Below are 17538 nucleotides of genomic sequence, written 5' to 3'. Positions count from 1 at the left end.
TCCGGGAGCTCTTTCCTGCTATTCGCTCATACTCCTCGCGCCGATGCTTTTCCCGGCACCTGCTGTGGGGTAACCGCTGCTATCAGGGCTAGGGCGGAAGCCTTCTGTTCAGTCATTTGTTTCAATAGAAGAAAGAAGCTTTTAACGACAGATGTAGTGAAGAAGGTGGCATATTAAAGAGAGAAAATTTTGCAGTTCACAAAAGAAAAAATTAAATTTACATATTAAAATTTTTCCCTTGCAGTATGCCCAGATAGTTTTGCCGTTGAATGTGAAAGGATCTTTTACCTACAGAGTTCCTGAAGAAATGCAGTCTGAAATCCGGGTCGGGATGCGGGTACTTATTTCTTTCGGCGGGAAAAAAATCTATACAGGAATCGTATTTGAGCTTCACGACGTGGCTCCTGAAACATTTCTTCCGAAAGACGTCATCAGCCTGCTGGATGACAAACCCATCGTTCCGCAGCAGCAGATTGAATTCTGGACCTGGCTCTCAGGGTATTATCTTTGTAGCCTCGGTGAGATTTACCGGTTTGCCTTTCCGTCTTCCCTGAAGCTGGAAAGTGAAACCTATCTGAAAATGAAACCGAATGTAAAGGTGGATTTTGAAAACCTGGATGTCAATGAAATGTACCTCATCCATGCACTGGAAGTCCGGCAGCTCATCAACCTCACGGATATCGAATCCTTTATCCCGAAAAAAGACATCATCAGGACCATCAATTCGCTTATCGACCTTCAGTACATAGAAATCGATGAGAAAATTGCCGAAAAATACAGGGCCAAAGAAGTGGCTTATGTAAAAATAAAGCAGGAACTGATTGAAGGCCAGCAGATCACCGATATCCTTCTGAAGCTGAAAAGGTCGCAGAAACAGAAAGACCTCTTTCTGGCAATCCTGGAAAGACAGACTGAACATCCGGAAGTCCCGGTTAAAAAATCAGAACTTTTCGAAGACGGGCATTTTGCTTCTTCCCAGCTGAAATCCCTGGTGGAAAAAGGCCTGGTGGAAGAATTCTACATGCAGAAAGACCGTATTGAAAGCTATGAAGGGGAAACCGAAGCCTTAGAGGAACTTTCCAGAGCCCAGAAACAGGCAAAAGCGGAAGTAGATGAAGCTTTTGAGGAAGGAAAAAATGTCCTGCTCCACGGAGTGACCTCTTCCGGGAAAACCCATATTTACCTGGAGAAAATTGAAGAATGTGTCCGGGAAGGAAAAAATGTGCTCTTCCTGCTCCCGGAGATTTCGCTTACGAAGCAGATCATCCGCAGGCTCGAAAAAAAATATGGCCGCCAGCTTGGCTTCTACCATCAGAAACTCACGGATTTCGAAAGGGTGGAAGTCTGGAAGAGAATCAGGCAGAACGATATCAGGGTGCTTGTCGGTACCCGGAATGCGTTGTTCCTTCCCTTCAGCAACCTGGGTCTTATCGTGGTGGACGAAGAGCACGATTCTGCCTATAAACCCAAAGAAGTATCGCCTTACTTCAACGCAAAAGATGCCGCACAGGTACTGGGAAACTGTTATGGTGCCGGCGTGATCCTGGGATCGGCCACGCCATCCGTGGAAAGCTATTATAATGCGAGAAAGGATAAACTCAAATACATTCTCCTTGAGGAACGTTTCGGTAACGTCCGCCTGCCGGAATATGAGCTGATCAACCTCAAGGAAGCACAGGATTCTAAAAAGGTGTCCGGAAATTTCTCCTTACACGTCATCGATGAGATGAAAAAAATCCTGGAAGACAGGAATCAGGTCATCGTCCTCCATAACCGCCGGGGCTATGCCAGTGTGGTGGAATGTGAAACCTGCGGCTATGTGAACTACTGCTCCAACTGTGACGTGGTGATGACCTACCACAAGGCCGCGAATGAAATGAAATGCCATTACTGCGGGCAGCGTGCCTCCAAACCGAAAACCTGTCCCAAATGCCATTCTGAAAACCTCAATGAAAGGGGCATTGGTGTGGAACAGATCCACGAGGAAGTGGCAAACCTGTTCCCGGAGCATGAAGTGGACCGGATGGACGTGGATTCCATGCGCAAGAAATTCGCCTATGAGAAGCTGTACGAAAAAATAGAAGACCGTGAGACGGACATTATCGTGGGAACCCAGATGATCTCCAAGGGGCTGGATTTTGACCATATCGAAATGGTAGCCATTCCCAAAGCAGACTCACTGATCTATGTACAGGATTTCCGGGCGGAGGAAAGAGCCTATCAGCTCATTACCCAGGTATCCGGAAGGGCAGGAAGGGCTTCGGGACAGGGAAAAGTCCTGATCCAGACCTTCAACCCGGAACATTCCGTATTCCAGCTGATCGCGATGAAGAACCCGGCCAGGGTATACAAATACATCCTTACCGAAAGAAAGAAATTCCATTATCCGCCCTTTACCAAGCTGATCATGATCGTACTGAAACACAGAAAAGAGGATAAGGTAAACCGGGCCTCCCAGTTTATGGGTTCGGTACTCCGGAAATACCTGCCTGAAGACTGTGTGCTGGGACCTGAAAAAGCACCCATCGGAAAGCTGAACAACCTGTATCAGTTCCAGATAATGCTTAAGCTGCCGCGCGGGAAAAAATACGAGGAATATAAAAAGCTGGTGCTGAAAAGTATGGATGAATTTGCAGAAATTACAGCATACCAAAGCATTAAAAAAGATATTTTTGTGGATTTTTAACAGTCTTTAACAAACTTTATAGAGTTTTTATAGGAGTGCCCGGGAGGGCTGTACCGCAATATTTTCTACATTTGGGCGTTGATTATATGTTTGGGGTTTAACTTTCGATTTAACCGGTTGAATTTTAACCGATCCAAACTATAGCAAAATGAAAAAATAGATGGTAAATTTCAGAAAGTATATTTCAAGTGTTGCGGTGCTGGCTTCAGGGCTTTTCCTTGCACAGTCTACCGTTTCTGCAGTCCTGTATTCCCAGGCTTACGACAATCAGAAAAGCAGCCTCAACCTGCCTTCTCCCATTACTGCACTGGCAGAAAAAACGGTCCTGTCGGCCAAAGAACTGGTGGATATCAACGTAAACACCATGATGACCGATCCGGTGCTGAAAAATGCGACCTGGGGATTCGTAGTGTACGATCCGAAGACGAAGAAAGTCGTTTCTTCCTATAATGAAAATACCCCTCTTGTTCCTGCTTCCACTACCAAACTGCTTACCACGGAAACCGCCATGAGCATGCTGGGAGAAAACTACCGCTGGAATACCCAGCTGGAATATTCGGGAACCGTTGATGAGAACGGTGTACTGAACGGGAACCTGTATGTTGTGGGAAGCGGAGATCCTTCATTGGGAACCAACAAAGCAGGAGCATGGGCCTACAGGGACATCATTTCAGATTTCAAAGAAGGGCTTTCGCGTGAAGGCATCAAAAAAGTAAATGGCGATATTATCATCCAGACCGCGCTTTTCAAAGGCAATATTTCAAAGCTTCCGGAAAATGTGGTGTGGCTGGAAAACAACAACTACTACCTGCCTGCAGGAACCACCCGCGAAATCAATCCCGCCAATGAAAAACTGATCGTGAAAAAAGGGAACGGCTTTTCCACAGAGAAAAAATTCTTCTACGTTTCTCCTTATAACAACCAGATGGTATATGCCGATGTGTATGAAGGAAACGGCATCTTAACGACCAAACTTCCCGATGCACCGGCTTACCTGGCCAATTCTTTCAGAACAACCCTGGTAAAAAGCGGTATTCCGGTTACCGGAAAAGTAACCCCCAAAATGACGGATGCCAATCCTGAAAACAGAAAACTGGTTTCCGTATACAAATCCCCGACATTAAGCGATATTATTTATTATACCAACCAGCACAGTGACAACGGCCTTGCAGAAGCCCTCCTGAAAACGGTAGGATTCCAGAGCCTGGGCGACCAGACCACCGAATCCGGCCGGAAAGTGGTGACCGCACATCTTCAGGAAGAAGGTTTCGATATGCTGGGACTGAATTACATCGATGGCAGCGGATTGTCCAGAAGCAACCATGTAACCCCGATCTCACAGGCTAAATTCTTAACTTCGCTGATGAATGAGAAGTATTATGCCACTTACCTGAACTCACTGCCGGTAGGCGGACAGTCCGGCACCCTGAAAAGAATGTTCAACGGGGCAGGAAACGGCCAGGTGTTCGCAAAAACCGGAACCCTGAACAAAGTAAAGACGCTGGCGGGCTACCTGAAAACGAATTCCGGAAAAACCCTGGTGTTTTCCCTGATGGTAAATAACTACGCAGGATCGGTGGATATGGTGAAGAAAAGGATGGAACGAATTCTTGAACCGGCACTGGACCTTTAACAGAAATTAAAATCAGACCATACAAAACCTTTTAATCCACGATTAGAAGGTTTTTTTTATCTTTGAACTAATTTTACGAAGTATGAAAAAAATATACCTTTTTGTATTCAGTTCCCTGGTATTCCAGCAGATGTATTCCCAGAATGACAATGTGGAAAAGAAAGGGCTGATCGCAAAGGAAATGAAATCTTTTGCCCATAAAATGGCAGCAGGGAACATCAATCCCAATACGCTTAATTACGATCTCCAGTACCAGCGGATGGATGTTACCATCAATCCGGCGGTAAAAAACATTTCCGGCTCGGTAACTTCCCATTTCAAGCCGGCCCAGGCCATGAGCAGTATCTATTTCGACCTGGATAACCAGATGCCGGTTTCCCAGGTAAGCTATCACGGGCAGAACCTCAGCTTCCAGCAGCTTTCTACCAAGGAGCTCAAGATCAATTTCGCTTCCGCACTGTCAGCCAATGTCCTGGATTCACTTACTGTATACTATGCCGGCACCCCTGCATCCATTAACAATTCTTTTTTTAACGGTACCCAGGGCGGAACTGCCGTACTCTCAACCCTCAATGAACCGTATGGTGCGCAGGACTGGTTCCCGACCAAGCAAAGCCTGAATGACAAGATTGAAAGATTTGACATCAAAGTTACCACACCATCCCAGTACAATGTGGCTTCCAACGGAAAGCTGATGTCTGAAACAATGCTGGGAAACAACCAGAAGCGTACGTTCTGGAGAACACAATATCCTACGGCCGCTTACCTGATCGCACTCTCGATTACCAATTTTACCAAGATCAACGATACCATGGGAAACCCGCCGTTCCCGTTTGTTAATTATGTTTTCCCGTCAACGGCTGCCAATACCACCAGCATGAGCAACATTGAGTGGACCAAAACGGTAATGAATACCTTCGAAACCTACTTCGGACCTTATCCTTTCCGGAATGAAAAATACGGGCATATGGAATTCCAGGCCGGTGGCGGAATGGAACATCAGACCATGTCTTCCATGGCTTCCTGGGGCAGAGGGCTGATTGCGCATGAGCTTGCCCATCAATGGTTCGGAGATAAGGTAACCTGCGGTGCCTGGAATGACATCTGGCTGAATGAAGGCTTTGCCACCTTCGGAGAACATGTCGCCAATGAGAAACTGCTGATGAGCAATGCGGATTTTATGAATTACCTCATGGTACAGAAGAACTACATAACCGGTGCTCCCGGCGGAAGGGTTTACGTTGCGGATTCCGACCTGACAAGCGTAGGAACCATTTTCAACGGCAGATTATCCTACTCCAAAGGGGCATTCGTACTGCGGATGCTCAAATGGATTCTGGGAGATACGGCTTTTTATCAGGCCTTACAGCAATATCATGCAAGGCCCGCCCTGGCTTATAATTATGTAAAGACGCAGGATTTCAATGCTTCACTGCTGCAGTCGACCGGCCAGGATTTTACCGGCTTCTTCAATGACTGGATTTACGGGGAAGGGTATCCCATTTATGATATCCGCTGGAAACAGAACGGGAATACGCTTACTTTCAAAGCTTCCCAGACTCAAAGCAGCCCTGCAGTGAGTTTCTTCGAGCTTCCTTTGCCGGTAAAAGTCAACGGAACCGGAGGCCAGGTGGCTTACTTTGCCCTGAACAATACCACCAACAACCAGTACTTCGTTCAGACGGTTGCTTTCCCGGTAGCCAGCGTGGAATTCAACTATGAATACCAGATCCTGGAAAGGAATTCTACCGTAACCATGGACTCCACCCTGGGTACGGCTGAAGCGGACAGGGAGGAATTCGGTCTTTACCCGAATCCGGCAAAAAATGAAATCTTCCTCAAAGGAATCAAAAAGCCCGCTGAATTTGTTATTTATGCAATGGATGGAAAGCTGGTAAGAAAAGGGACTTATCTTCCTGAAGAATCAGTCAGTATTTCAGAATTGGTTCCCGGAACATATATCTTTAAGATCCATGATCAATCCATCAAGTTTCTGAAGAAATAATTACAGCGATAAAATTCAAAATCAAAACCTTCAGAATTCCTGAAGGTTTTGATTTATAGAGATTATATCATAAAGAACAGGGTAGGGGAATATCGGAATTTCCTTTACGAAAATTACGAGGGCCTGCCTGAAACTTTGCCTCTGGATTCCGGAGTCTGTGCCACTTTTCCTTTTTTAGACAGGCAACTGCAGATTCAGCAGGTTGATCTGCCTTTACCCTGCGCAGTTACTTTAATCCGCAGCAGTCCTGTTTCCTGCCGGGTATAAACAGAGACAGCCTTCCGGAAAAAAAGTGTATTTGCAGGAGGGTATCCGAATTCTGGTTAAATCTGGAAAGTCTTCTGGCGTCTGATCGCCCGGTTTGCCTTCCGTTTTGCTTTTTCCACCTTGAAGTCAAACCATTTTTCTTTAAACAGATGGCGCATCACATTGTCAAAATGCCGGATCAGCACCAGATTTTTGAATCCCCGCCATTTTTCCCGCAAGCTGAAAGGCAAGGCCCTGACAGAAACAGAATACCCTTCCGTTTCATATTGAATGTAATGCCACCATCCGGAAGGAATATACAGGGTTTCACCGGGCCTGATAACGGCTTCGTAGCCATTGATATATTTCAGCCCGGGAAATTCTTTAAAATCCGGCTCTTTGATATTGGTAATCGAGTGGAAATTATAAGGCAGCTTATACATGAGGTCCGACTGCTCCCATGGGAAAAGCCAGATTTTTTTGATCCCCTGGAACTGCGTGATGAAAACATGGGACATATCAATATCCACATGGTTCCGGGTAATGGAACCTTCACCGCCGAAAAACATAAAGGGAAGCCATTTTAAGATTTTTCCTTTCGTAACGTCATTATAATGGATGTCATTTTTAAGTTCGGGCTTGATGCTTAATAAATTAAAAAGGAACAGACGGTGTTCGGTAGGCGAGGAAGCAATCAGATCCAGATATTCCGCAAATGTGCTCTGCCCGACAGGCTTGCTGGCAACCCTGTCCAGAGATTCTATTTCACTGCCATAAATATTGACTTTCTGCTCGCCTGCAACGGTTTTGAAATATTCATAGTTCCATTTTGTAAAGGCAGGACTTTCAGCGGCAACAAAATCCTCCAGAATAACGGGTTTCGCAGGCTTCAGATAGGTTGTAAGGAAATCCTCGGACGATATATTTCTGATTTTTTGTACGGGTGACAATCTCATTCCCTGGTTTTAAAGACAAATATACGATTAGTCTACAAAAATAATAGACTAATTTGCAGATATTATGATTTTATACAGGCATCGGGAATAAGAAACAGAAAAACCTTTACGGTACTGCCTTTTTTGTTAAATTAGCATATCATAAAAATTATTAGAAATGATCTCTGAAAAGTATCTTGAAAATCTACGGAACGAACTGCAGAATATTGAAAATGACGGGCTTTACAAAAAGGAACGCATCATTACTTCCCAGCAGAGTGCGGAAATAGAAGCCAACGGAAAAAAGCTGCTGAACTTCTGTGCCAACAATTATCTGGGGCTCTCCAACCATCCGGAAGTGATGAAAGCTTCTCAGGATATGATCGAATCCCACGGTTACGGGATGTCTTCGGTACGTTTTATCTGTGGAACCCAGGATATCCATAAACAGCTGGAGCAGAAGATTGCCGGATTTTTAGGTCTTGAGGATACGATTTTGTATGCTGCCTGCTTCGATGCCAACGGCGGGGTTTTCGAACCTCTCTTCACGGAAGAGGATGCCATTATTTCGGATGAGCTGAACCATGCTTCGATTATCGACGGGGTGCGTCTGTGCAAAGCGGCAAGGTACCGGTACAAAAACAACAACATGGAAGATCTGGAAGCCCAGCTGAAAGCCGCCTCTGAAAAAAAACACCGTTTTAAAATCATTGTGACGGACGGTGTTTTCTCCATGGACGGCATTGTTGCCGATCTGAAAGGGGTCTGCGACCTGGCAGATCAATATGATGCGCTGGTGATGGTAGATGATTCCCATGCTACCGGTTTTATCGGGAAAACAGGCCGTGGCACCCATGAAGCCAATGACGTAATGGGCAGGGTAGATATTATCACTTCCACCTTAGGAAAAGCACTGGGCGGTGCGCTAGGCGGTTTCACTTCCGGAAAAAAAGAGATCATCGATATGCTGAGACAGCGTTCCAGACCTTATCTGTTTTCCAATTCCCTGGCTCCCGGAATCGTAGGTGCTGCTTTAAAAGTGCTGGATATGATTTCCGAGGATACTTCCCTACGCGATAAAGTGATGGAAAATGCAGAATACTTCAGAAAAGAAATGAAGGCCAAAGGTTTTGATATCCCTGACGGCGATGCTGCTATTGTTCCCGTGATGCTCTATGACGCACCACTTGCCCAGAAAATGGCGGAAAAACTCATGGACGAAGGGATTTATGTGATCGGATTCTTCTATCCGGTAGTACCGAAAGGAAAAGCCAGGATCAGGGTTCAGCTTTCTGCAGCCCACACAAGGGAGCATCTGGATAAGGCCATTGCCGCTTTTGAAAAAGTAGGGAGAGAGCTGGATGTGATTTCTTAAAAAATAAATATTTCTACATTTGTAGAGTTAAAGCAGGATTTCCTATATTTGTAGAAATCCTGCTTTTTTTATGAATAAAATTTATATTCCCATGGTTTTGATGCTTTCTTTGGCTTCATGTACTTCCGGGTTTAATCAGTATGTTAAGGACGAGCACCTCGTAAACAAAAGAAACGGAAAATGGGTAGAAGAATATTCCGCCGATGAGGGCGTCCTGATCGCCAAAGGAAAGTATAAAAAAGGAGAAAAGGTAGGAACCTGGACGACCTCTTTCAACAACATGAAATACCAGAAAGACGTGATCAGAAAGGCAGTGACTAAAACCAGAAAATATCATCCCAACGGAAAGCTCATGGAAAAAGGGCAGTCACAGATAGAAATTTCCGAACGCGAAAGGCACTGGTTTTATTTCGGACCGTGGAAATATTACGATGAGAAAGGGAAACTGCTCTACATAAAGAATTACCGGAAGGGACAGAAAACGGACAGTATTTCAATGGTAAAATAAAAAAACTTTGCATAAGGCAGAATTTTACTGAAGCCTTTTAATTTCATTTTGTGGTACCCCTGAAAATTTATATTTTTGACCCACTTATAAAACATAACCATGAAAGGAAAATTTTTGTCCTGCCTGTTCTTTATGATGATAACAGCAGGAACAGCCCAGGCACAACGGTCCCAGGCAACTTCACCGCCACACTCTGCACAGTTTCAGGCTTCAGAAGGTCAGCAGCAGGCTAATTACCATTCCATCATTACGGTAAGCAGTTTTGCGCCCTTCCGGGATCAGCGCTTTAATGTGGGCTATATGCACCAGCTGAACAGCCGCTGGTGGCTGGGAACGGAACTTGCCTACGGACAGAAAGGGATGACGCCCTATAATCTGGGGTTTGAGGGCGACTACAGGATCTATGAAATAAAGCCTGAAGTTTATTACAGCCTGAATCCCAAATCCCGGCTGAAGCATTTTCTCTCGGCAGAACTCTCTTACCTGAACCACAGTTCCGAAAGAACCAATGCCGGTTATTATGACAGCAGCGGGGAGTATTACAGATTTGATGCGGCTGATTTCAAAAGGATACGGAAAGGGTTGAGTATCAACTACAGCATCCTGCTGCACCGTGAATCTTCCTGGTTCGGGTTTATGCCGAAAGTAGGACTCGGGATTGCCCACCGGAGCGTTAGGTATAATCATGTGGAAGGAAAGCAGCCTTCTTCTGAAATCCTGGATGATATGCGGTTTTTTCCTAATTTTGACCGCGAACAGAGCAATATGCGGGTAATGGTGAATGTGGATATGAAATTTATTTTTAAATTCTGAAGCTGTAACCGGTATGTTCCGGAGATATCCGGCAGATTTCCCATTCCGCAAAACCGGCCGGCGGCGCTCATCATCCCTTCTTTTTCAGGGTTGGTAGTGAGCGCCTATATTTTACCGTCATTTTTTACACCGGAACCTTCTTTTTTTGTGAAATACCTTATCTTTGCAGACAAATTTTCAGGATGCTTTATACCATCATCAAGGCGCTGCACATCATTTTTATGGTCAGTTATTTTGCGGGGATTTTTTACCTGGTCAGGCTTTTCGTGTATTATAAAGACACGGATGCATTTGCCGAAGACAAGAAAAAGATCCTTCGGGAACAGTATATTTTCATGGCCCGGCGGCTGTGGAACATCATCACCGTTCCGGCAGGCATTATCATGGCCGTCTGCGGGCTGGTCATGATCTTCCTCAATACCGGACTGATGAAAACACCGTGGTTCCACCTGAAGCTGACTTTTCTTGTCGGCCTTGCATGTTACCATTACTGGTGCTGGAAAAAAGTGCAGCAGCTGAAAGTACTGGACGGCGATACCCTGGAAACTGCCAATATCAAGCTGAGACAGGCCAATGAAATTGCTACTTTCCTTCTTTTCCTGGTGGTATTCACCGTGATCCTAAAGTACCAGGTGATCGAGTACTGGTGGCAATTAATTACCGGATTTTTCGTTCTGGTATTGCTGATCATGACGACCGTAAAGCTGGTGAACAAAAAAAAGAAAAAACAATAAAAAGTACCGGTGGGAAGCAAAGGGTTTTCCTCTGGCCTTCACCACTTTTACTTTATAACCCATAACTGAAAAACATGTTTGCAATTTTAAAGAAAGAACTTTGGAGTTACTTCGGGAACTGGAGCGCATGGGTAATCATTGCGGCTTTCAGCCTGGTGACTACGCTGTTCCTGTTTTTTTTCGATAACGATTCCAATATTTTTGAAATCGGGACCGCTTCCCTGCAGAGTTACTTCGTATTGGTGCCATGGCTGCTGATGTTCATCATTCCGGCCTTATCCATGAGAACTTTTGCCGAAGAGCAGCAGACCGGCACCCTGAACTGGCTGTTTTCACAACCACTGAAAGTATCGGATCTGGTATTCGGAAAATTCCTCTCGGTATGGATCGTCGGGATCCTGTGTCTCATTCCTTCGCTGGTATACTTGTATACGGTGTATGTGCTGGGCGTACCGGCCGGAAATATTGACCTCGGAATGACCTTGGGAAGCTATATCGGACTGATGATCCTGATTGCCGCATTTTCCGGTGTCGGGATCCTGGCCTCTTCACTGTCCCAGAACCAGATCATGGCTTATCTGCTGGGCGTGTTCATGTGCTTCATCCTGTATTTTGGTATTGAGCAGCTCGCCAGCTACAAACTTCTGGGCGGGGCCGATTTTATTCTGCAGAACATAGGGTTTTACCAGCATTTCATGGGATTCACCAGAGGGCTCATCGATTTTAAGGATGTCGCCTATTTCGTGCTGGTCATCGGGGTAACCTTAGTATTGTCCAACCATTTTATCAGTGAAAAAAAGTAAAGAGATGAAAAAAATACCGTTTACCTCACCGGCAGGAATCTTACTTTTTATAGTGCTGCCACTGGCGATTATCCTGGCCGTTTCAGGAATCAGGCTGGATCTGACCCGGGAAAAAAGATATACGCTTTCCGAAAGTACGGTCAAAACGTTGGAATCCGTCAAAAAACCGATCATGATCGATGTGTATCTCGATGGTGATTTCCCTGCTGATTTCAAGCAGCTCCAGAGCGAAACGAAATTTATGCTGGAAAACTTCAGAAAAGTGAATTCTGATGTCGATTTCAGATTTATTGACCCGATCAAAACCAACATCCCGAAAGACACACTGCTGTCCCGAGGCATCTATCCGTCCGTTCTGGATGACCGCAAGAGCGGAAAGACTTCCCAGATCGAAATTTATCCGTATGCACTGATCAGGGCCGGAAAAACAAAGGTGACCGTTCCTTTGGTGGTTGAACAGAATTATGCGGACAATGCGGAACTGCTCAACAAATCCATCGAGAACCTGGAATATAATTTTATTTCCAAGCTCAAGATTGCTACGCAGGAAAGCTTTAAAAAAATCGGCGTGCTGGTGAACCAGGATGAGCTGAGCCCTTCGGAATTCCAGGGATTCATGAACCTGGCCCTGGAAAATTACGATGCCGGCCCTATTATCCCCAAAAACCAGAAAGAACTTTCCCTGGCCGACGTGCCGCTGCTGAAGCAGATGAGCGCCCTGGTGATTGCTAAACCGAGGAAAGCATTCACCGATAATGAAAAAGTGATCCTGGACCAATACATCATGAACGGTGGGAAAACCCTGTGGATGATTGATGCCGTAAATGCCGAAATGGATACCCTGATGCGTTCCGAAAAGCTGATGCCCTTCCCGGTAGACCTCAACCTTACCGATTTCTTCTTCAATTACGGGATCAGGATCAATCCTGCGCTTGTAAAGGATGTGAAGAAATTTGCCAAGCTGAAGTTTGTGGCCGGGGAAGTCGCCGGGAATGCCCAGTATTCCACACAGCCTTGGCCGTATTTCCCATTGGGGATTGCTGAAAACGAACATCCGGTGACCAAAAATATCAATCCCGTGAAATTCGAATTCCCGACTTCCATCGATACGCTGGGCGGAAGGAAAAACATCCGGACCGATGTCCTTTTTGAATCCAGTGACAGGACTTCCCTGAAGCAGGTGCCGGATTTCGTCAGCCTGGAGGAAATCAACAGTGTAGACAGCCTCGGGCAGATGGAAAAGCCGAGTCCACCAAGGATCTTTGCCGTGGCGCTGCAGGGAAAATTCACTTCTGCCTATGCATCCCGGATCGAACGTAAATCCTATCCGGGATTCAGAGCTTCCAGTCCGGAAAACAAAATGATCGTTATTGCCGACGGTGATGTGGCCCGCAACAAAGTGGTAAAAGGCAAGCCGATGCCGCTGGGAATGGATGTGCTCACCCAGGAACGCTTCGGAAACGAACAGTTCCTGAAAAACGCCCTCGACTACCTCCTGGACGACAGCAACCTGATGGAGCTCCGCAACCGGAATATCGAAGAACGCCTGCTGGACCGTTACCTCATCAATGAAGAAAGGAACTACTGGCAGTGGTTCAACCTGCTGCTTCCGCTGGTGATCATCGGGATTTTGGGCGGATTGTTCTTCTGGGTACGGAAGAGAAGATTCAGATAGAATAGAATAGATAAGATATATTAAAATAAAAAGAGAAGCTGCGGGCTTCTCTTTTTATTTCTTGTTTCGCTGATCATTCATTAGGTTGACAGGATTTTGACGCACGTCAAAAATATCACTGATGATAACGCATTCATGATTCAGTGTGTAAATGATTTTATAATGACCACTCAAGATATACCGGTATTGTTGACTGAGCTTTTCAAGATGCGATTCAATCTGACCGGATTCAGGATGCTGCATCAATTGTTTTGTTGATGTAAAAATTTTTTTCCGGATAGTATGGGCAACTTTTCTGCCGGCTTTAGAAGCATGATAATCAAAAATGATTTTTAAATTTTCAATAGCGAATTCAGTCCATACCAATTTCATATGCTACCAGTTAGATGATTGACTTTCCAAATCTTCCTGAGTCCTGTATCTTCCGTTTTTAAAATCTTCTTCAGACGTTTCTAAACGACGGGTCAACGTTTCAATAGTGAAAGGTAAGAAGTCAGAGCAGTCTGCTTTTTCTGATCTGGATAAAATATACTCTTCGATTTTGTCAAAGAAAGGCTCATCCTGCAACTGAGCAAGATAAGTAATAAGGTTTAATTTCCGGGTCTGAAGATCCATGGCAGATGTATTTTAAGCAAAATTACAAATTAAATTCTAATGATCTACAGATGCTTGTTTAAATAAGATCATATCTATATCAATGTACGAAATCAAATGGGGTTTCAATTGAATGATTTCCTGAATTCCCCCGGCGACTGCTTTACTTTCTGCTTAAATAGTTTACTGAACGACTGCGGATGCTCAAAGCCCAGTTCGTAGGCAATTTCACTGACGGAAAGGGTAGTGGTGCTCAGGCGCTCCTTGGCGTAATCGATCAGTTTGTTCTGGATATGCTGCTGCGTGTTCTGTTGGGTATGGATGCGCAGCAGGCTGCCAAGGTAATTGGGAGAAATGTTCAGTGCTCCGGCGATTTCTGTTACCGAAGGGATCCCGTTTTCAAGGAGTTTTCCGCTTTCAAAATACCCGGAAAGAACCGCTTCAAATTTTGCCAGCAGCTCGTGGCCAGATTTTTTCCGGGTGAGGAACTGGCGTTCATAAAACCGTTCGGAGTAGATCAGAAAGAGTTCCAGCTGGGCCACAATCAGTTCCTGGGTGAATTTATCCATATTGTTCCGGTATTCCTTCTCCATATTTTTAAACAGGTCCACGATGATTCTCTCTTCCTTTTCCGATAAGAAAAGAGCTTCATTGATGTGGTAGCTGAAAAATGCGTAAGTTTTCATTTTCTTCACGAGGGAAGTCCCCCAGAGGAAATCAGGGTGGATCAGCAGCAGATAGCCGGTAGGTTCCACTTCCACATCAGGCTTCATCTCAATCCGCAGAAACTGGAGCGGCGAAACGAAGCACAGGACACCGGAATCAAAATCGTATTCCTGCTGCCCGTAGTTGAACCGCGCATTCACGTTTCTTTTCAACCCGATGGAGTAGTAGTCCTGTATCCATTTCATCTCCTCATCATTTACCGGATACTGTACTTTACTGTAATCGATCAGGCTGATCAGCGGGTGTTCCGGCTTCGGCAGTCCGCAAAAGGCATGAAATTCTGAGATCGAATTAAAACGGAAAGTATCTTTCATAAAAGCTAAGATATTAAATTAAAATAAACAGGATAAGGAAGCTGAAACTCTTTGCCATAAAAGTCACCAAAGCTTTCTTACCCCATAAGTCACTTAAGATTTCAGACTGATGGATCACATAGATTTCAGAGCACACGAGATTAAAAATCAAAGATTTTTATATGCCTTGTTTTATGAATGTGACGGTCCGGTGGCTGAGGCTCTCGAAGCCACGTTATTTTGGATGCAATCATCTAAGCTACGAGAAAAAAAACCGGGATCCCTCTTTCAGCCTGTTTAATTACAGTTTCTTTTTTACACCTGTCTATCTCACCAGGATGATTTTACCGGTATGCGTGCCGTTTTCCAGTAACCGGTGTGCTTCGGAAGCTTCTGAAAAAGGAAAAGTCCGGAATATCACGGGCCTGAATTGTTTCGATTCGATCAACGGCCAGACATATTGCTGCACGTCTTTTGCCAGCTGTTTTTTGAATGCGTGTTCTCTGCCCCGGAGCGTGCTTCCTGTGACTGTCAGACGTTTGGTCATCACTTTTTTTATATCGAGACGGGCCGGACTTTTATCCACTGCATTGATGTGGACCAATCTTCCGTCCGGTTTTAAAATATTGATATTTTTAGCTAAATATTCACCGCCGATCATATCCAGAATTACGTCCACTCCTTCGTTTTGCAGTTCGTCTTCAAAATTCCGGGTTTTATAATTGATATACTCATCTGCTCCCAGGCTGAGACAGGTTTTGCCTTTTTCTTCAGAGCCGACGGTAACAATTACTTTTGAGCCCAAAGCATGGGCAATCTGGATCCCGGTAATGCCGATGCCGCTGTTTCCGCCGTGTAGCAAAAGTGTTTCTCCGGGCTGAAGGTTTCCCCTCTGAAAAATATTGGACCAGACGGTAAATACGGTTTCGGGTAAACTTGCCGCTTCCGCAAAACTGAGACCGGCAGGAACCGGAAGGCACTGGCCTTCACGAACACTGACCAATTCCGCATAACCGCCGCCCTCCAAAAGGGCGCAAACCATATCACCGACTTTAAAACCAGCAACCTCAGGTCCGCATTCAACCACTGTTCCGGCGACTTCCAACCCTAAGATATCGTTGGTAACACCAGCCGGAGCCGGATAATTTCCTTCACGCTGGAAAACATCCAGCCGGTTGAGTCCTGCAGCTTTCACTTCTATCAATACTTTATCTCCTGATATTTCGGGCGTTGGATATTCTTTTAATTCCAGCACCTCCGGGCCTCCGGGTTTTGTAATCACTACTGCTTTCATTTTTATACGAAGTTTGATTTTAAATTTTTTCCGGGTCAGTTGGTCAATGACCGCTCGGTCCTGTCTTCCTGCCGGAAATTACTTCGGTTAGACTTCATAATTTGTGCCGGTAACCGTTGAAATTATAAATAATTAAAAAGCTGCCTGAATCAGAGTATTCCCATCGGTCTCGATTGAACAATCATTCAGACAGCTTTTAACATCCAGCTTAGAGGTCCTGAGTTTTTATTGTAAGGAAAAACTAAATTGCCGTTGATTCCGTCAGGCTTTTCCAGTTTTCCGCATCTTTTTTCAGGGTTGCCATCTTGCTGTTGAGGAACTCATGGGTTTCGATCCCCAGCAGGAAATGTACCGGCGGATGCTGTTGCTTGCTTAGTTCAATCAGGGCTTCAGCCGCTTTTACCGGATCATTCGGCTGGTTGCCGTTGATCTCATTCAGGTGCGCCTGTTCCGAATTTCTGGCCGATTCATAGGCTGCAATGGTATGAGCCGGTGTCTTCGCCGATTCCTGGGTGAGAAAGTCCGTACGGAAATAGCCGGGATAGACCACGGTGGCATGCACCCCGAAAGTTTTGGCTTCTTCAGCCAGGGCTTCCGTAAATCCGGCAACGGCAAATTTGGTGGCGCAGTAAATTCCCCATCCCGGAAAATTCCCTGCATAGCCGCCGATGGAGGAGATGTTGAAAATGTTTCCCGATTGCTGTTCCCGCAGATACGGCATCGCATTCCGGATGACATTCAGGCTCCCGAAGACATTCACGTCGAAATTGGCTTTTGCTTCTTCATCGGTAAGTTCCTCCAGTGTTCCGATCTGGCCATAGCCTGCATTATTAACGATGACATCCACAGCTCCGAAATGTGCTACGGTTCCGGCAAGAGAAGATTTCACATCATCGTTACTGGTAATGTCCATCCCGAGCGGAAGGAAATGTTCTGAAGATTCCCCGAACGAAGAGATCAGGGCATCAACGGTACGGCTGGTAGCCGCTACCCTGAACCCTTGCGACAATAATTTTCTAACCAGTTCAAATCCCAATCCTTTTGAGGCGCCGGTAACGAACCATACTTTTTTTGTTTCCATTGTTTGTTTGTTAGAGTATGTTTAAAAAAGATTTGTATTATTTATCTGATTTTATTGAGGATAATTTGACAATTTTGCCATAATATCCAATATACCTGACTTTCAGGTGTCTTTTCATGGTCTTTATCCAGCCTTCT

At 45.3% G+C, this 17538-nt stretch carries 15 protein-coding genes; 9 read left to right on the top strand and 6 right to left on the bottom strand.

Features of this window, described 5'->3' with window-relative positions; translation table 11 throughout:
• Nucleotides 1–238: 238 nt before the first annotated feature.
• The 3 genes from priA (at nucleotide 239) to QZ735_RS06445 (ending at nucleotide 6324) form a co-directional block, all read left to right on the top strand.
• The gene (gene priA, locus QZ735_RS06455; RefSeq protein ID WP_294245805.1) at nucleotides 239–2686 is read left to right on the top strand and encodes a primosomal protein N'; all 2448 of its coding nucleotides are present in this window, start codon (nucleotides 239–241) and stop codon (nucleotides 2684–2686) included.
• Nucleotides 2687–2846: 160 nt separating this feature from the next.
• Nucleotides 2847–4319 (top strand): D-alanyl-D-alanine carboxypeptidase/D-alanyl-D-alanine-endopeptidase, encoded by a 1473-nt coding sequence (gene dacB / locus QZ735_RS06450; RefSeq protein ID WP_294245802.1) that lies wholly within the window; start codon nucleotides 2847–2849, stop codon nucleotides 4317–4319.
• Between the two features lie 82 nt (nucleotides 4320–4401).
• Nucleotides 4402–6324: a M1 family aminopeptidase gene (locus QZ735_RS06445; RefSeq protein WP_294245800.1), complete on the top strand. Its 1923-nt coding sequence runs from the start codon at nucleotides 4402–4404 to the stop codon at nucleotides 6322–6324.
• Between the two features lie 323 nt (nucleotides 6325–6647).
• Here QZ735_RS06445 and QZ735_RS06440 read toward each other — a convergent pair whose 3' ends face one another.
• Nucleotides 6648–7526, bottom strand: a complete 879-nt coding sequence (locus tag QZ735_RS06440; protein WP_294245798.1) for a cupin-like domain-containing protein — start codon at nucleotides 7524–7526, stop codon at nucleotides 6648–6650.
• Between the two features lie 157 nt (nucleotides 7527–7683).
• On the opposite strand from QZ735_RS06440, the gene kbl reads away from it, so the two are divergent.
• The 6 genes from kbl (at nucleotide 7684) to gldG (ending at nucleotide 13413) form a co-directional block, all read left to right on the top strand.
• A complete protein-coding gene (gene kbl / locus QZ735_RS06435) occupies nucleotides 7684–8880 on the top strand; it encodes a glycine C-acetyltransferase (protein WP_294245795.1) in 1197 nt (398 codons plus the stop codon).
• A gap of 70 nt (nucleotides 8881–8950) precedes the next feature.
• Nucleotides 8951–9388 carry a hypothetical protein gene (locus QZ735_RS06430; protein WP_294245793.1) on the top strand — a complete coding sequence of 146 codons (438 nt, stop codon included), beginning with the start codon at nucleotides 8951–8953 and terminating at the stop codon, nucleotides 9386–9388.
• A 99-nt stretch (nucleotides 9389–9487) separates the two neighbouring features.
• Nucleotides 9488–10201 carry a hypothetical protein gene (locus QZ735_RS06425; RefSeq protein WP_294245791.1) on the top strand — a complete coding sequence of 238 codons (714 nt, stop codon included), beginning with the start codon at nucleotides 9488–9490 and terminating at the stop codon, nucleotides 10199–10201.
• A 182-nt stretch (nucleotides 10202–10383) separates the two neighbouring features.
• Nucleotides 10384–10935 (top strand): CopD family protein, encoded by a 552-nt coding sequence (locus QZ735_RS06420; RefSeq protein ID WP_294245789.1) that lies wholly within the window; start codon nucleotides 10384–10386, stop codon nucleotides 10933–10935.
• Nucleotides 10936–11009: 74 nt separating this feature from the next.
• Entirely contained in the window at nucleotides 11010–11738 is a 729-nt protein-coding gene (locus QZ735_RS06415; RefSeq protein ID WP_294245788.1) for an ABC transporter permease, read from the top strand.
• A gap of 4 nt (nucleotides 11739–11742) precedes the next feature.
• On the top strand, nucleotides 11743–13413 hold the full coding sequence (gene gldG, locus QZ735_RS06410; RefSeq protein ID WP_294245786.1) for a gliding motility-associated ABC transporter substrate-binding protein GldG: 1671 nt from the start codon (nucleotides 11743–11745) through the stop codon (nucleotides 13411–13413).
• A gap of 54 nt (nucleotides 13414–13467) precedes the next feature.
• Here the strand turns inward: gldG and QZ735_RS06405 are convergent, their stop codons facing one another.
• From QZ735_RS06405 to QZ735_RS06385, 5 genes are all read right to left on the bottom strand, one after another.
• Nucleotides 13468–13785, bottom strand: coding sequence for a type II toxin-antitoxin system RelE/ParE family toxin (locus tag QZ735_RS06405; protein ID WP_294245784.1), 318 nt, complete (start codon nucleotides 13783–13785; stop codon nucleotides 13468–13470).
• A 3-nt stretch (nucleotides 13786–13788) separates the two neighbouring features.
• Entirely contained in the window at nucleotides 13789–14028 is a 240-nt protein-coding gene (locus QZ735_RS06400) for a hypothetical protein (protein ID WP_294245781.1), read from the bottom strand.
• 104 nt (nucleotides 14029–14132) lie between these two features.
• Nucleotides 14133–15047 (bottom strand): AraC family transcriptional regulator, encoded by a 915-nt coding sequence (locus QZ735_RS06395; protein WP_294245779.1) that lies wholly within the window; start codon nucleotides 15045–15047, stop codon nucleotides 14133–14135.
• A gap of 304 nt (nucleotides 15048–15351) precedes the next feature.
• Nucleotides 15352–16320, bottom strand: coding sequence for an NAD(P)H-quinone oxidoreductase (locus tag QZ735_RS06390; RefSeq protein WP_294245776.1), 969 nt, complete (start codon nucleotides 16318–16320; stop codon nucleotides 15352–15354).
• A 241-nt stretch (nucleotides 16321–16561) separates the two neighbouring features.
• Entirely contained in the window at nucleotides 16562–17401 is an 840-nt protein-coding gene (locus tag QZ735_RS06385) for an SDR family NAD(P)-dependent oxidoreductase (RefSeq protein WP_294245771.1), read from the bottom strand.
• Nucleotides 17402–17538 lie beyond the last annotated feature (137 nt).

The sequence above is a fragment of the uncultured Chryseobacterium sp. genome (assembly GCF_913776365.1).
Lineage (GTDB): Bacteria > Bacteroidota > Bacteroidia > Flavobacteriales > Weeksellaceae > Chryseobacterium.
The sequence above is the reverse complement of the archived record's forward strand: the minus strand, read 5'-3'. Positions and strand labels throughout refer to the sequence as shown.

What these genes read in the sequence shown, in the direction of transcription:
- dacB (WP_294245802.1), top strand. Translation starts at nt 2,847, where the DNA reads ATGGTAAATTTCAGAAAGTATATTTCAAGTGTTGCGGTGCTGGCTTCA.
- QZ735_RS06445 (WP_294245800.1), top strand. Translation starts at nt 4,402, where the DNA reads ATGAAAAAAATATACCTTTTTGTATTCAGTTCCCTGGTATTCCAGCAG.
- QZ735_RS06440 (WP_294245798.1), bottom strand. Translation starts at nt 7,526, where the DNA reads ATGAGATTGTCACCCGTACAAAAAATCAGAAATATATCGTCCGAGGAT.
- kbl (WP_294245795.1), top strand. Translation starts at nt 7,684, where the DNA reads ATGATCTCTGAAAAGTATCTTGAAAATCTACGGAACGAACTGCAGAAT.
- QZ735_RS06430 (WP_294245793.1), top strand. Translation starts at nt 8,951, where the DNA reads ATGAATAAAATTTATATTCCCATGGTTTTGATGCTTTCTTTGGCTTCA.
- QZ735_RS06425 (WP_294245791.1), top strand. Translation starts at nt 9,488, where the DNA reads ATGAAAGGAAAATTTTTGTCCTGCCTGTTCTTTATGATGATAACAGCA.
- QZ735_RS06420 (WP_294245789.1), top strand. Translation starts at nt 10,384, where the DNA reads ATGCTTTATACCATCATCAAGGCGCTGCACATCATTTTTATGGTCAGT.
- QZ735_RS06415 (WP_294245788.1), top strand. Translation starts at nt 11,010, where the DNA reads ATGTTTGCAATTTTAAAGAAAGAACTTTGGAGTTACTTCGGGAACTGG.
- gldG (WP_294245786.1), top strand. Translation starts at nt 11,743, where the DNA reads ATGAAAAAAATACCGTTTACCTCACCGGCAGGAATCTTACTTTTTATA.
- QZ735_RS06405 (WP_294245784.1), bottom strand. Translation starts at nt 13,785, where the DNA reads ATGAAATTGGTATGGACTGAATTCGCTATTGAAAATTTAAAAATCATT.
- QZ735_RS06400 (WP_294245781.1), bottom strand. Translation starts at nt 14,028, where the DNA reads ATGGATCTTCAGACCCGGAAATTAAACCTTATTACTTATCTTGCTCAG.
- QZ735_RS06395 (WP_294245779.1), bottom strand. Translation starts at nt 15,047, where the DNA reads ATGAAAGATACTTTCCGTTTTAATTCGATCTCAGAATTTCATGCCTTT.
- QZ735_RS06390 (WP_294245776.1), bottom strand. Translation starts at nt 16,320, where the DNA reads ATGAAAGCAGTAGTGATTACAAAACCCGGAGGCCCGGAGGTGCTGGAA.
- QZ735_RS06385 (WP_294245771.1), bottom strand. Translation starts at nt 17,401, where the DNA reads ATGGAAACAAAAAAAGTATGGTTCGTTACCGGCGCCTCAAAAGGATTG.